The following is a 16,134-nucleotide window of genomic DNA, read 5'->3' as shown; positions in this document are numbered from 1 at the left end:
CCGAATATTGCGCGTCTCTATACGAACGACTGCCGGGAGGCAGGCGGTTTTGTAAAAATCACGAGGCCATCGGTTTACAATAGCTCCCTATTTCGCTGCTCTTTATTGAAAGTAAAAAATAATGAGTAAGTAACAATATGAAAAGAATGTTAATAAACGCAACTCAACAGGAAGAGTTGCGTGTTGCCCTAGTTGATGGGCAACGCCTCTATGATTTGGATATTGAAAGCCCAGGTCATGAGCAAAAAAAGGCGAATATTTACAAAGGTAAAATCACTCGCATTGAACCAAGTCTCGAAGCTGCTTTTGTTGATTATGGTGCTGAAAGACACGGTTTCCTTCCTATCAAAGAAATCGCTCGCGAATACTTCCCAAGTAATTATCACTCCCAAGGCCGCCCGAACATCAAAGATGTATTAAAGGAAGGTCAAGAAGTTATTGTTCAAGTTGATAAAGAAGAACGCGGCAATAAAGGTGCTGCATTAACTACTTTTATTAGCTTAGCGGGAAGTTATTTAGTTTTAATGCCAAATAATCCACGCGCAGGGGGAATTTCCCGTCGTATTGAAGGTGAAGATCGCACTGAGCTAAAAGAAGCGCTCTCTTCACTCGAAATCCCTGATGGTATGGGCTTAATTGTTCGTACCGCAGGTGTAGGTAAATCAGCAGATTCTTTACAACAAGATTTACTGTATCGCCTACGCCATTGGGATGCGATTAAAAAAGCGGCTGAAAACCGTCCTGCTCCATTCTTAATTCACCAAGAAAGTAACGTCATTGTCCGCGCATTCCGTGATTACCTGCGTCCTGACATTGGTGAAATTCTTATCGATAACCCGAAAGTTGTCGAAATGGCAAGAAATCACATCGAGGCCATCGGTCGTGGTGATTTCGCAAGCAAAATTAAACACTATAGTGGCGACGTTCCCCTGTTTAGCCATTATCAAATCGAATCACAAATCGAATCTGCATTCCAACGTGAAGTTCGTCTTCCGTCTGGTGGTGCGTTAGTTATCGATACCACGGAAGCGTTAACCGCTATCGATATCAACTCCTCACGTTCAACACGTGGTGGTGATATCGAAGAAACTGCATTCAACACCAACCTTGAAGCAGCAGATGAAATTGCTCGTCAATTACGTCTTCGCGACCTTGGTGGCCTGATTGTTATCGACTTTATTGATATGACACCGGTTAGGCATCAACGTGAAGTTGAAAACCGCTTACGTGAAGCTGTCCGCCAAGATCGCGCTCGTATTCAAATTGCACGTATATCTCGCTTTGGTTTATTAGAGATGTCACGTCAGCGTTTGAGCCCATCGTTAGGTGAATCAAGCCATCACGTGTGCCCACGTTGTTCAGGTACAGGAACGATTCGTGATAATGAATCACTCTCTCTTTCAGTCCTCCGTCTCATTGAAGAAGAAGCACTAAAAGAGAATACTCATGAAGTTCATGCCATTGTGCCTGTTCAGATTGCGTCTTACCTGCTTAACGAAAAACGTAATGCTGTCACCGAGATTGAAACTCGTCAACGCAATGTTCGTGTTGTTATCGTTCCAAACGATCAGATGCAAACCCCTCATTTCCATGTTATTCGTATCCGTAAAGGCGAAGAAGTTAATACTCTGAGCTATAATTTAGCCCAGTATCATGAAACTGAAACGCTGACTAACATTGATGAGACAACATCTGAGCGTAAAGCACCAGAACAACCTGCTATTTCTGCTTTTGCCCTACAAGATCCGGTTGAACCTGCTCCAACGGCTAAACCTAAAGAAAGTAATATCACTCCTGAAACACCTAAGCCGAGTGTCAAAGCTGCCCCTGAGCCAGGTTTATTCAGTAAAATTGCTGCTTTCTTTAAAAAGCTATTTGGTGAGGAAGAGGAAAAAGTTGTTGAGAAGCCTGTCGAAAGGAGCCGTCCAACTAACGGTAATGACAGACGTCGTAACAATGACCGCCGTAATAACAATCGCCGCAATAATAATAATCGCCGTGATCGTGATGAAAATAACGAAAATCGTGATAACCGCGATAATCGTTCAAATCGTAACGCACAGTCTGACGATACAAATAATCGTAAGCCTCGCAACACGAAAACGGTCAATCAACAAGATGAGCCTGTAGCAGAAACGACTAACACTGAAACACCGCAAGTACAACGCCGTGATCAGCGTGCTGAACGTCGCCGTCGTCAAGATGAAAAACGCCAGCAACAAGTTGCAAAAGCTCAGCCAGAAGTCGTTGAAACAGTAGATACCGCCGCTATCGAGAAAGAAGACACGCAACCGCGAGTAGTCGCTCAACGTCGTCAACGTCGTCAATTGACACAGAAAATTCGTGTCACCGACGCTACCGATGTAGTGGCACAAAATGACATCGCTATCACGACTGAACATACGCCTGAGAATACAGCTAAGTCTATTGCTGCATTACCAGCACCAACGCATGTTGAAGTAAAAGATAGTGGGTCGACTGATGCTAATAGCGATAACCTACAAACGGCTTACACCAATGATGAAGATAAACAAGATTCAATCATTCCACGTCGTTCACGCCGCTCACCACGTCATTTACGTGTTAGTGGTCAACGTCGCCGCCGTTACCGTGATGAGCGTCATTTAACTAAATCTCCAATGCCTCTGTTCGCCGCTGTAGCATCTCCTGAGCTTGCATCGGGTAAAGTGTGTATAAGCTATCCGATTATTCACACTCAACAAGATTCAATGGCTATCATCACCAATGAAGAAATGCTTGAGCAACAAGATGGATTTAACAGAGCATCGCTAGAAATTGCGAATATGACCACGTCACAACCTGTTGAAATAGTTGATAAAACACAAGAAACCATTATTGCTAAAACAGAAGCGATAGAGCCAAAAGAAGCAGTAGTTGATATTGTTGCGGAAAATTCAGATGAGCAATCTGCAACTATAGAACCTGTTATTGCGCCACAAGCTGAACCTGTTGCTGCCGCTCAAGTTGAACAACCTGTACAACAACCTGAAGTTATCGTTCAAGAAAATGTACAACCACAGCCTAATGCTGAGGTTAAAGTTGTTAGTGAAGAAATTGCTGTTGAAAACGCTAAAGCAGAGCAACTAGCTGAAGACGCGAAAGACGAACAATCTCAAGCTATTATTACTGAAGAGCCTAAAGTTGAAGCTGAGGCTATAGCAGTAGCTGAATCAGTACCAGTGGTTACCCAATTAGTCACTGAGGTAATTAAAGCAACTCGTCATTCTTATTCTCCAATGACTAAGGCTCCAGCTCCAGAAGTTGTTAAATCAACATTTGAAATCAAAGTTTACCAACGCGAAACCTCAAGTTTTGTTGGTAAAGGTGGTGCCGGTGGACATGTTGCAACAAACAAAGCAACATCTGAAATGGCAAAACCTGCTAGTTTTGAATAATTAGCTAACTAATGATGATAAGCCCTGCAATTGCAGGGCTTTTTTTATGGTTACAAAAATGGTTAGTACAATAAAAACAGATAGCTTTATTCTCAATCTGAGTGACAATGAATAAAATGCAACTTAAGTAGTTCGTTACTAATTTGTTAGGTCACGTGAAAACCATCATTATTTACATCTATTAACTCAACACATAACCTATAGGAATTTAAAATGGCTCATTGGATAATTTTCGGTGCGACTAAGGGAATTGGCCACATGCTTGCAAAAATTGGTTTGGATCAGGGCCAAAAAGTGTCGGCGTTAGCCCGTAACCAAGATGATGCGAAACGGTTATCTGATAAAGGCATTCAAGCCTTTATGGGTGACGCGACAGATATGCACTCTCTTGAGGCTATTTTTGGAACAGTCACTAAAGATACTGTTATCTTCACTACTATAGGTGGTGGGCAAGCCGATTTTTATGGGAACTACAACATTATTAGACAAGCGGAGCAACATCAGGCATCACGCTTGTTATTTGTAACATCAATAGGTTGTGGTGATAGTTGGTCTACTCTTTCGACTAGAGCAAAAGCATTGTTTGGAAAATCAGTTCGCCAAAAATCGATGGCAGAATCTTATCTACAAACGAGTGAAATAAATTACACTATCATCAGACCCGGTGGATTAATGAATAGCGCCGCAACACACAATGCTAAATTATTAACCAATGAGGCTCACGGTGTGGTTAGCCGGGAAGATGTTGCGCTTGTTTTAGCTAGCCTTGTTGAAGAGCAAAGCAGTTTTAGACAGGTATTCGCTGTTATTGACCCCGACCTAAAACCTAATTGGGGCTAATCTCAATAATGAGCCGAGTTAAACTCGGCTCCAATATAATTACTTAACGTCTTTCTTGTTTAAATCGCCCATCTCTTTCAGTTTACTTGAGATTTCACGACGCTCTTTAGAAAGTTCTGCATTTTTGATGATATAGTCATCGACACGATCGTCATAATCGCCACGCATGTTTGCAATAATGGCTTGAATTTCCTCGATAGACATACCAGGCTTGATATAATCACTCAAGTTATCGAGTAATAAAACACGTTTCTGGTTATCACGAATTTTCTTTTCATTGTCGGTAATTTCACGACGAATTTTATTTTTACGACGAAACATACGCACAAATTCCAGGACATTTTGGAAAGATTGCTTGTTAGCGTTGTCCATGTTTAAGAGCCCTCTATTAGAAAAACAAAACGCATTGATTCCTGTACTGCAAATATTTCAAATTGCATCGAAGCAGTATACGCCGATATCTAGATAAGCTTTAAGCTTAAGTGATTCGAGTGGCTAAGTGCTGCAATACATTCACAGCTTGTACCATGCAACTTGAAGTATGACAGATATACACAATACCTTCTAACACCATTATGTTACAAGTCGATTTCGCATATTCATTGATTTAATAATGCCGAAAAATATATTTTTTATTTGCCTAGTTAATCTTTCTAGTTTATTTATTCTCAATGAGTTGGATGCATATTAGCATCAAGGAGAGCTATATCGATGGTACAGATTAGAGAGACTTGAATGACCTATATGCAAACTCTATGCTCGATGCACGCCGAGCATAAAATTTCTAATACGAATTGCCCTTAACAACCCCGTGCAGACAACTCGAATTATCTTACCAAGAACCATAGAGAAAAACTTACACAATGGCACATGATTAAGCTTTTTGAGCCAATGTTTGTGTGTCAATGTCTTGTGATATACCGTGATCGCCAGATCCCATTTTATCGCTGCGTAAACAGAAGGCAGATAAGATTGTGGTGATAACAACAAAAGCGCCCATGATTAAATACGTATCTGCAAAACCGATTTTATCGTAACCCCAGCCAGCTAGAGGTGATAATATGCTAGCAACAACCGAAGTAATAAAGCTAAATCCGACCAAGTAGAGTGTTGAAGATAAACGTTTATCAAAATGACGACTGTTATATTTAAAGATAGCGATAAGCAAAATAGGTAATTCGACCGCATGGAGTAATTTCATCGCTGAAATTAGAATGGGTCCTTCAACTAAACCAGAACCTATAATTCTCAATCCCATCACACTACTGGCAAATAGCAGGCCATTTTTAGCGCCAATACGATTAACAATATAAGGTGCTAAGAACATTCCACCCGCTTCCAAAAAGACTTGTAGTGAATTGAGATAACCGTACATCTCATTACCTGTTTGTTCATTTTGGAATTGGTGAGCAAAATAAACCATAAACTGTTGATCATAAACACTATAAATACAGGTTCCCAATACAAATAGTATTAATGCCCAGAAACGTGGAAGGGAAAATAAGTGCAATGCGTCATTAATGGTAATTGAAGAGGGTTTTCCATACTCTAAGCTATTAAAAGCATTCGTTTTACCCGTTTTTAATCTCAATAAAATGACTAAGAAAATAATGCCTGAAATGGTCGCCATTATGAAATTATAGTTTGGGTTAATATTGATATTACGTCCAGCAAAGAATGTTGCAGCCGCCCATCCTAGTGACCCCCACATTCTCGCCTTACCATATTCAAAATCACGCAAGCGGCTAACACGTTCAGTATATGATTCAAGTACTCCGATCCCTGCGTGAAATGTCATCCCAATAAACAAACCACCTAGGATGCTACCAACCACAATATTCCATTGTAATAACTTGCCAAAGACCATAAAAAATGGCCCTGACGAGATCAACAAAATTGCGATAAATAATAATAGGTTTTTACGAAGACCTAATTTGTCTTGTAAAAAACCATAAAGTGGTTGAGCACAAAGTGCAACAATTGATATGCAGGAGAAAATAACGCCTGTATCCGTCCCTTCTAACCCGACATATTTTCGCAGCCAGATCGCAACCACTGAAAATGTCGATGACCAGGTAAAAAAGAAAAAAAACAGCAATGCACTCAGCGAGGCATAATATTTTTTCGATTCACTATTCATAATTTTCCGCCTACAAAACCTTCTAATTGCCAAAATGTTAAGGTTAACATTAATGATAAACTAGCAATTTGTACTTGAAGTGTGATGTTACGCACATATGTTAACGTTAACAAGTTAGTGTTATGATCAAGATCACTAAAGTGTTTATTTTTAATCATGTTCTACCACTATGAATGTTTATATTTCAACCAATCTTTCTCGTTAGAATGATTTTCTACCCTCGCTATAATATTTTAATTGGTTAAAACTTATTTTGGTTGAATCTAATTATAGTGATGTTGATTTAATGTGTTTACACAATTAGTTACAGTACAATTAGTTACAGTAAAAATATGAATATCTGTATAAATAGATTACTCAAATTACGTGATTTATTGACGAAGTTTTATTAATTATTGGCAATTTTTTTGACTTGCAATAGCGTACGCTACATCTCACGTATTGCCAATAATGTCTGATGTTTGCAATGTACAGTACTTAAAAATATCCGTTTAAGAATAAAGATGTTCACTAACCCTTACATACAGTTCTCAACACTATTGTTTTTTGAAGATCGCTTTTTATTCGAGTTAAAACCCTTTACGTAAAGTAAAAAAGCAATAGCCGTTCAATCCATTGAGACAATAGCCCCCAAATGAGGGCCTGTATTCACTATATTCTGCTGTTCAAAAAAGTCACCGCATCATCAAGAATACTTTTACGTGCAGGATTTGTTTCCTTTGCTGCATCATTTTGCAACTTACTCGTAATAGTTTGTTTATTAACTTCATTACTCGCTAATAACCCCAATGTGACGCGCCCTATTTCGGATAAAATCAATCGCGTTCTTTCGTCATATGTATGCATAAAAACCCCTTTTTTATTAGTAACGTTATAAAGAGTAGAACAATCTAGCTACTTCTAGGTGGATTTTTACGCTGATTTACCAATTTTTAATCCAAAAAGTGATATTTAATAAATAAAACATCCCAAAAAAATCAATGTGATGCATTTCAATCATTAATAATTAGCTTGATTTAAATAAACGTAAATTGAATAGATATGTAAGTCGTTCACCATTAATACCGATGGATCATCGTTGTAAACTTTATACGGATAGACTTAATATCAAGAGGTATGAGGCTAAGACTTAAACCTTTATCGGCTGTTTGTTCAGGTTTTATTATGTATAGGGTATGATGGGAAACAAAAATATTTTGTGTCACGCAAAGTCACTTGGGGCATCGAGTTATCATTAAATGATTTTGATCCTCACCTGTCCTCAACTCATCCACTACTGTTGGATAGCCAACCACAAAATATTATTGATAAATCAAAACTGGAAGATAGCAACAAAGGCTTAACGGAGAATCACGTTGCAAGAAACTAAAAAGCAGCCCACATTTTTTATTCATGATTACGAAACTTTTGGTCAGCGTACTGCCCTTGACCGTCCTGCACAGTTCGCGGGCGTCAGAACAGACTTAGACTTTAATATCATTGAAGAACCTGAAGTTTTTTATTGTGCGCCTTCAGATGACTACTTACCACAACCTGAAGCGGTTATGATTACAGGTATTACACCTCAAATTGCTTTAGCTCAAGGCGTGAATGAAGCCGAATTTGCTAAACGCATTCATCATGCATTTAGTCAGCCAAATACCTGCATTATGGGCTACAACAATATCCGTTTTGATGACGAAGTCACTCGTAATATTTTCTATCGCAATTTTTATGATCCTTATGCCTATAGTTGGCAACAAGGTAATTCTCGTTGGGACTTACTCGATGCGTTACGTGCTTGTTTTGCGCTTCGCCCTGAAGGTATAAATTGGCCTGAGAATGATGACGGCCTGCCTAGTATGCGTCTAGAGCACCTCACTAAAGCGAATGGTGTTACCCATGAAAACGCGCATGATGCAATGTCTGATGTTTTAGCGACCATTAGTATGGCTAAATTACTTAAAGCTGCTCAACCTAGAATGTTTGATTATTTCTATCAATTGAGAAATAAAAATAAAGTTAACCAATTGATTGATATCGTCGATATGACACCTCTTGTGCATGTCTCGGGTATGTTTGGAGCCTTACGCTCTTATGTCAGTCTTGTCGCCCCTTTAGCATGGCATCCTGATAACCGTAACGCCGTAATTATGTGTGATCTAGCGGCCGATATATCACCACTGATTAACTTATCAGCCCAAACATTACGTGAACGCTTATATACTCCAAAAGCTGAATTAGGTGATGAATTACCGGTGCCGATTAAGTTGGTGCATATCAATAAATGCCCTATCCTCGCCCCTGAAAAAACACTTCGAACCGAAGATGCTGAACGTACTGGTGTTGACCGTGATATGTGTTTGCGTAATTTAGAAATTCTTCGTCAGCATCCAGATATTCGAAATAAGGTCATTGAGGTTTTTGCTGAAACCGCACCTTTCGTTGAATTGGATGATGTTGATACAAAAATTTACAGTGGTTTTTTCAGTAATTCAGATCGTTCAACAATGGATATTATTAGGGAAACGCCCGTACAAAATCTACCCGCGCTTGATTTAGCTTTCGAAGATCCGCGTATGAAAGAGCTATTTTTTCGCTATAAAGCACGTAATTTCCCAACAATACTGTCCTATGAAGAACAACAACGTTGGTTACAGCACCGCAGAGATTACTTTACTGAAAGCCGTTTAATTGAATATATGCAAAAAATTGAGTCGTTGATGGTAGAACATCAAAACGATACCGAGCGCTGTAAGCAATTAAAAGCGCTGGTGAATTATGCTGCTGAATTAGCAAGCTGATACGGATTGGGCAGAAAAATCTGCCCAAATCTACTTGTTATAGTTCAAATTGCATGATTGTTGAGTCATCGCCTTTATCTATACACGCTTCTGAACTTCCCTTATCACTTACCATGCAAATCAAATTATTTATAATATAAATTAGTGCTCATGATTATGGTTACAACCACAATCGCCTTCCCAATTTTTACGTTTGGTTGTTTTCCCAAGCCCTGGATTCATGGTGTTTGTTGGGTCAGCCTGCTTATAGAAAGATTTTAATTGAGGCTGCGCTTTATAGATATGCCCAACATTGTGCTCTGCTGGATATTGCGCACCACGTTCATCTAATAGCTCTAACATTTTTTCTTTCAGCTCTTTTGGATCGACACCTTTTTTAAGTATATAGTCTTGATGCATCACATGGCACATGAAGTGACCACAATACAGCTTATGGACTAACAATTTTTCAATTTCTGGTGGCAATTTTTCGAACCAGTCGCGATCGTTACGACGTAGAGCGATATCAAGTGCTAATACATCTTCGACATCTTTACTATGCACCGCATGGTAACGAATAGCCGCGCCGGCAGCAGCAAAACGATGCAAGAATGCTTTGGCTCCTTCTTCAGGTGTACATTCGAAATAACCACCATCGGCCGTCTCAAAGAAATGTTTTAACCAAACTTTTGCTTCTTCAATTCCATCACCTGCCATTTTCAGCATTAAATGATGTTCATACTTATCACGAAATTGTTTCATCCTAGGTGGCAAATGTGATGGCCATAGTTTACTCGCCATCTGTAATGTACGATCGACAAGGTTAGATGGGAGCAATGGCATTTTATTCAACACTGCGTCGATACGACCTTTAATAGTGAAAAATAGTGGCATTTTATCTGTGCCAAATTTATCAATCATTAAAAAGGTATCTTTGCCATACAGTTCTGCAACGTCAAAACAACCTCGGTGCATATATTCACCAGCAACCGGCAAATTTTTAAACTCACTTAATATATGACGACGAATATCTTCGAGCACATCAGGGTTATTCGAACCTATATAGAATACTTGCGAAGAGGTATCTGCAGGAAAGGTGTCAAGACGAACAGCAAATACGGCTAACTTACCTGCGCAGCCTGATGCTTCAAATAAGCGACGTTCATCTGCGTTAAAGCGTGATGGAGTATCAGCATTGATATCACGAACTCGTTGAGCATATTCATGATCTGATGCTAATTTCTCGCTATGTTCAATGTCTTCAGTACTATAACGTCGATTTTGTAGGTTCGTTAAAATTTCTTCTGGCGCAGTACCCAAATTGATACCTAAATGGTTTACAAGCTCAGCCTTACCCTCTTCATTGACTCGCCCATAAAGTGCTAGCTCTGTATAAGCAGGCCCTCTGCGCACTAAAGAACCACCTGAACTATTACAAATACCACCGACAACAGAAGCACCAATACATGATGAACCAATTAATGAATGAGGCTCTCGACCTAATGGTTTTAATAGTTTTTCGAGGTCATATAGCGTACTGCCCGGCATGGCAACAACTTGATTAAATTCAGGTAATACTTGAATTTGGTTTAATCTTAGTGTGCTAATAATCACAATATCACGATCGTAGTCATACCCACTTGGTGTAGAACCTTCGGTGAGCCCTGTATTTGCAGCTTGCATTAAAACAATTTTATCGGCTTCAACACAGGCTTTAAAAACATACCACTGCTCTAATAATGTGGTAGGAAACACAACTGCAATCGCATCGCCCATTCCAGAACGAAATCCTTTACGATAGCGTTCTGTCTTATGAGGCTCAGTCAAGAGATTCTTTTTACCAACAATGTTGGTGAGTGTGAGTAATAATCGTTGATTCTCAGGGCTGTTTACAGCATTCATTTCTACGCCTTCCTATCCAGAATAATTATACCTTGCATACTTCGAGTTGTATGGCAGTGTTATATAAATAGAATGCTATATCCAGCAGCCTGAATCCTTCAAACTGAACGTTCAAAGGCCTTTTTCATCAGAATAGCGTCACTGGTCACCTACACAATTCGAACTATTTGGGGCGCCTCGATTAATTGTGAATTAATTGTAATCTATAACCATAACACATTGTAGATAGTTTTGGATTCGCCTTTATAATGGTTTAAGTTAGCGCTGAATAATCGAGGGGATCAATTGGCTTAAACATCATCACACAACGAAAAAATATCGTTTATCTTCCAACGACAATTTTCAATATTATTGATATTTATTCTGTTGTGACATGTCACGTTTTTCATTTTTTCAATATCTGAATTAGGCTATAAATCACCACCTCAGCACTCTCCCCGCCTAGAAATGTCGTCCCACTTCAATATTAGGCGCATAAATGATAATTAAATAATTATTTAAATTGATATAGAAATATGGGTAATGTTTATCAAGGACGAATATAAAACGAATTGTTTAGATCTGGCAAAAAAAACAGCGCTCGAAAGCGCTGTTTATATTCAATGAATTGAATTAATTATCACTCATTTGAGGCATAGGCCTACGGAACATTCGGGTTAAGGCTGCCATATAAATCAGACCTACAGCAGTCCAAATCAAGCCATATACCATCGAATCTTCTTCAATATTAATCCATAATACGCACACCGTTAGTGTACCAATTACAGGTAAAATCAAATAATTGAAAATATTTTTAATTCCGTGTATACGTCGCTCACGAATAAAGAATTGGCTAATCACTGATATGTTGACAAAGGTAAACGCAATCAATGCACCAAAGTTAATTAATGCTGTCGCGAAATCCATTTCAAACCATATCGCACCAAGAGCAAGTATCCCCACTAATAAGACGTTATAAGCAGGTGTACGCCACTTTGGACTCACGTAGCCAAAGACTTTTTCAGGAAACACACCATCACGTCCCATAACGTACATTAAACGAGCACTACCTGCGTGAGCAGCCATACCTGATGCCAACACAGTAACACATGAGAATACGAGAATAATCGACTGGAAGAATGCTCCAGCAACAAATCTCATAATGTCTGGCTGTGTCTCATTTATATTTTTAAAACGAGAAACATCTGGAAAATACTGCTGCAAGAAGAATGATACCGTGATAAAAATAACGCCACCAATTAGTGCAGTTAAGAAAATTGCACGTGGGATCACTTTACCCGCATTCGGTGTTTCTTCCGATAGCGAGCTTAATCCATCAAAGCCTAAGAATGAGAAACATAAAATGGTTGCCCCAGCAATAAGTGGGATCATTTCTGTTTTTTCATCGGCAAATGGCCTGAATGTCCATACTTCACCAGAACCTTCACCATTTGTGACGCCATGGATAACTAGCCCTGTAAATACGACCATCACCCCAATTTGGATAATAGCAATCACTGTGCTTAGGTTAGCGATAACATTGATACCGCGTAAATTCGCGGCCGTCATTACGATGACAAGCCCCACAACGAAAATAGCAGGCTCAACAGTTGGGAAAATATCCTGTAGATAAATTTTCGCCAATAAAATATTAATCATTGGCATAAATATGTAGGACAATAGTGATGTCCAACCTACTAGAAAGCCAATATGTGGGCTCATTGATTTTTGAGCATAAGTATACGCTGAACCGGCTGATGGGAAGCGCTTCACCAATTTGCCGTAGCTCAGTGCAGTAAATAATATCGCAGCAAGTGCAATAATATAGGAAGTCGGAACATGACCATTGGTTTTATCTGACACCATACCGAAAGTATCGAATATGGTCATTGGCTGAATATAAGCTAAACCAATCATAACGACTTGCAACAGTGTTAATGTTTTTGCAAGTTGTACACGGTTGTTAGCACCAGTTTGGTTGCTACCAATGGATAATGGTATTGAATTATTTTGCATGACAAAGCCCTCCCATAACTTTCGATTGAGTATTATTTAACCTACTCAATCGATAGTTACTGGGAAGACTTTGCATCTGCCTATAGGCAGAAAAGAAAGATGAAAGGTTGAATGGTAAATTTTTGACGCAGACAGCTGCCCCGTAGTCATCAATGCGGCAGCCTCGGCCACCAGGCCCTGCTGCGAATGCGAAAAAGTAACCCATGAAAGCATTCCTCAAATCGGTAACATTATGTATATGCTACTCGTAAAAATATAATTTATCTATCCGGCCTATTATCCGGCCCCACGAAAATGAACTAACTTAAAAAGCAAAAAAAAACCGATACCGGAAATTGAGGTATCAGTTATTTTTTAGTCCGCGCATTTTGCACTCCAAGTACTGAAATAGCAATAGTTATTGTGAAAAAACTGGCAATATTTGATGAGAATTTTTTATCTATTTACGGATTTTGCTTTGAAAGCTAATAACTTATTTATCACGGTAAACTTTAGCGATCAAAGATAATTTTTTTGCGCTTTTTCTTAGTAAATAATAAGGCTCTTTTGTTTTTAACAAAAGAGCCTTAAGCAATAGTTTAACGAGTTTGATTAGAAGTTATAGTTGATACCGAAGTTGTAGCGACGGCCTTCTAATTCAGCGCCGTAGTTGGCTTGATCGATGCGACGATCTAAGATGTTATAAACACCACCAACAATATTCGCATTCTTACTTAACTTATAACTAGCACCTAAATCAAATAATGCATATGATGGTGTACCATTATTCATTACCTCGCCACGCCCTTGGAAATCAGAGGTTTTGCCACGGAAATTCATGCGAGTCCATGTTTGCAAATCTTCTGTTGTATCCCATGTTAACGTTGTATTAGCCATATGCTTAGGTTGTTTATTCAGAGGCTTACCTTTATTTACACCGCTTTTTTGTTCTGTATCCGTATATGTATAGTTAGCCGCAAACTCTAAATCATCCAGTATGCCCCAGTTAAACGTTAACTCAACGCCTCGCATACTTGCTTTATCAACATTCTGTCTATCACTGATAAAGTTGTACGGATCTTTACCATTATCACCAACACCATCCTGTGCTACGGTACAGTTTCTCACGTTAGCATTGGTGTTAGAACAACGAGTAACCTCTGTTATTTTATCTTTAAAATCAGTATTATAAATAGTAATTCCAGCAGTGATGTTATTTTGATTATTCCAAATCACACCAATTTCTTCGGTAACACTTTTTTCAGGTTTTAAGTCTGGGTTACCATAAATAACCGCATTTCCTCTGCTACCACCAGTTGCTTGGCCCCATGCTGCTGTTGATTGACGTAAATCAGGTGCTCGGTAACCTGTTGATATACCACCTTTAATTGTCCATTGATCATCAGCGTGCCAGACACCATATAAACGAGGTGTCCAATGAGTTCCATAGTTCTCGTCTTTATCCATACGAATGCCACCAGTTAATGCGAAATCACTCGTCATTAACCATTCATCTTCTGCAAATAATGCCCAGCTCCAACGATCTAATTTACTAAGCGGAAATTTATTATCTCCAGCCTCTAATTTTTCTTTACGATACTGTCCACCTAGACTTAGGCTATGATCACCTAATAAGAAAACACTTTGATTACGGAAAATTGTATCTTCTGCTTTCATTTTACGACCCGGATTCTTTGATTCATCATACTGAAGATAAGTATCCGTTGTTCCAAAATCATAAAGACCTGTATGAGTAATAGCAGAATGCGTCATTTCATACTTATTAAAACCACTATTACTATTTGTCGTATAACCTTTACGAGAATCTCTATGTTGATTATCTTTTTTGAAATCAACATCAATTGTATTTTTATCGTCCGGAGTCCAAGAAACGGTACCTCCACCACTGGTCATTATTTGTCGATTGAATCCACCAACATATTTATCTTCACCTCTATGTGAATACTGACCATTTAGTTTCACTCCGAGTAAACCATCAATTAATGGACCTGAAGTATAAAAACTACCTTGCCCAGTATTACCTGAGTTTTGACGCTCTGTGATAGTGCCATCTGCACGAAGACTTGTTGTCCATTCTTGCTGAACGCGACGAGTAATAATATTGATAACCCCACCCATTGCATCAGAACCATAAAGCGATGACATCGGGCCTCTTACCACTTCAATACGTTCGATTGCAGGTAATGGCGGTAACCAACCTTGCTCAATACCAGAGCCATCACTGTTTGGCCGAGTACTACGTGTATCAACTCGCTTACCATCGATTAAGATCATAGTATACTTGGCATCCATACCACGAATACTTATATCCGAACTGCTACCACCACCAGTAACAAGAACACCAGGAACATCTTTAAGTGCATCTGTCACATCACGGTAGGCTTTATTTTCAAGTTGTTCACGAGTGACAACTGAGATAGATGCAGGGGCATCTTCAATTTTTTGTTGGAAACCTGTCGCAGTGGTAACCATAATGGTATCTTTACTACTGTCTGCAAATGCAGGTGCTGCAGCCATAGATGCAATAATGCTTAATGCAATTTTTCTTTTATTAAAAACAACCATTCCCAATTCTCCGAGAGATATTTTTCATTTAATTGTGTAATGTGACATAAGCTCAATATTTGGATTTATACCCGCGATAATTCAAGCTACTGTAAAAATTATAGGCAAACGAGTACTCACCCCGAATCAATGAAATTATTATATTCATCAGGTTATGTTTGCTTATTACTTACATCTAACTTGAGTTATTTTGGTTCTATAACCCTATTAGTACTGTTGCTATTATTATTATTCTGTAGACAAATATTCCCTGTATTTTTCAAATTATAACGATGTTAGCTTCATATAAAGTAATATGGATATATACAATAGCATGCTGATTCATACCAATATTATCAGTTTTGAAATCGCTATAATTTGATTTTTTAAATCAATAATTATCTATAGGAAATTTATGATATATAACCATTGGTTTAAATTTCCTATAATTAATTTTGGCTAGAAAATATCATATTGCTATATTTTTCAATTAACCGCGCCCAGAGATAAAAATGAACGCGGCTTTTAACTCGTT

At 38.7% G+C, this 16,134-nt stretch carries 11 protein-coding genes; 4 read left to right on the top strand and 7 right to left on the bottom strand.

What is annotated here, in order from left to right; translation table 11 throughout:
* Positions 1-137: 137 nt before the first annotated feature.
* Entirely contained in the window at positions 138-3,416 is a 3,279-nt protein-coding gene (gene rne, locus OOA_RS03835) for a ribonuclease E (protein ID WP_040690777.1), read from the top strand.
* A gap of 213 nt (positions 3,417-3,629) precedes the next feature.
* Positions 3,630-4,256: an NAD(P)H-binding protein gene (locus OOA_RS03830; protein ID WP_008910807.1), complete on the top strand. Its 627-nt coding sequence runs from the start codon at positions 3,630-3,632 to the stop codon at positions 4,254-4,256.
* 39 nt (positions 4,257-4,295) lie between these two features.
* On the opposite strand, the gene tmaR is transcribed toward OOA_RS03830, so the two are convergent.
* The 3 genes from tmaR to OOA_RS03815 form a co-directional block, all read right to left on the bottom strand.
* The gene (gene tmaR, locus OOA_RS03825) at positions 4,296-4,628 is read right to left on the bottom strand and encodes a PTS system regulator TmaR (protein ID WP_008910806.1); all 333 of its coding nucleotides are present in this window, start codon (positions 4,626-4,628) and stop codon (positions 4,296-4,298) included.
* Between the two features lie 502 nt (positions 4,629-5,130).
* The gene (locus tag OOA_RS03820; RefSeq protein ID WP_008910805.1) at positions 5,131-6,396 is read right to left on the bottom strand and encodes an MFS transporter; all 1,266 of its coding nucleotides are present in this window, start codon (positions 6,394-6,396) and stop codon (positions 5,131-5,133) included.
* Positions 6,397-7,047: 651 nt separating this feature from the next.
* Positions 7,048-7,242, bottom strand: coding sequence for a hypothetical protein (locus tag OOA_RS03815; protein ID WP_008910804.1), 195 nt, complete (start codon positions 7,240-7,242; stop codon positions 7,048-7,050).
* Between the two features lie 352 nt (positions 7,243-7,594).
* On the opposite strand from OOA_RS03815, the gene OOA_RS20590 reads away from it, so the two are divergent.
* Entirely contained in the window at positions 7,595-7,765 is a 171-nt protein-coding gene (locus OOA_RS20590) for a hypothetical protein (protein ID WP_158467570.1), read from the top strand.
* Positions 7,752-9,179 carry an exodeoxyribonuclease I gene (gene sbcB / locus OOA_RS03810; protein ID WP_008910803.1) on the top strand — a complete coding sequence of 476 codons (1,428 nt, stop codon included), beginning with the start codon at positions 7,752-7,754 and terminating at the stop codon, positions 9,177-9,179. The genes OOA_RS20590 and sbcB overlap by 14 nt, the downstream gene beginning before the upstream one ends.
* A 141-nt stretch (positions 9,180-9,320) precedes the next feature.
* On the opposite strand, the gene dld is transcribed toward sbcB, so the two are convergent.
* The 4 genes from dld to OOA_RS03790 all read right to left on the bottom strand — a co-directional run bounded on the left by dld (position 9,321) and on the right by OOA_RS03790 (position 15,620).
* Positions 9,321-11,060, bottom strand: a complete 1,740-nt coding sequence (dld, locus tag OOA_RS03805; RefSeq protein ID WP_008910802.1) for a D-lactate dehydrogenase — start codon at positions 11,058-11,060, stop codon at positions 9,321-9,323.
* A gap of 612 nt (positions 11,061-11,672) precedes the next feature.
* Positions 11,673-13,055, bottom strand: a complete 1,383-nt coding sequence (locus tag OOA_RS03800) for an APC family permease (RefSeq protein ID WP_008910801.1) — start codon at positions 13,053-13,055, stop codon at positions 11,673-11,675.
* Positions 13,045-13,260, bottom strand: coding sequence for a hypothetical protein (locus tag OOA_RS03795; RefSeq protein WP_008910800.1), 216 nt, complete (start codon positions 13,258-13,260; stop codon positions 13,045-13,047). Before OOA_RS03795 ends, OOA_RS03800 begins: the two co-directional genes overlap by 11 nt.
* A 386-nt stretch (positions 13,261-13,646) precedes the next feature.
* Entirely contained in the window at positions 13,647-15,620 is a 1,974-nt protein-coding gene (locus OOA_RS03790) for a ligand-gated channel protein (protein WP_008910799.1), read from the bottom strand.
* Positions 15,621-16,134: the final 514 nt, after the last annotated feature.

The sequence above is a fragment of the Providencia burhodogranariea DSM 19968 genome (assembly GCF_000314855.2).
In the GTDB taxonomy this organism is placed as follows: Bacteria; Pseudomonadota; Gammaproteobacteria; order Enterobacterales; family Enterobacteriaceae; genus Providencia; species Providencia burhodogranariea.
The sequence above is the reverse complement of the archived record's forward strand: the minus strand, read 5'-3'. Positions and strand labels throughout refer to the sequence as shown.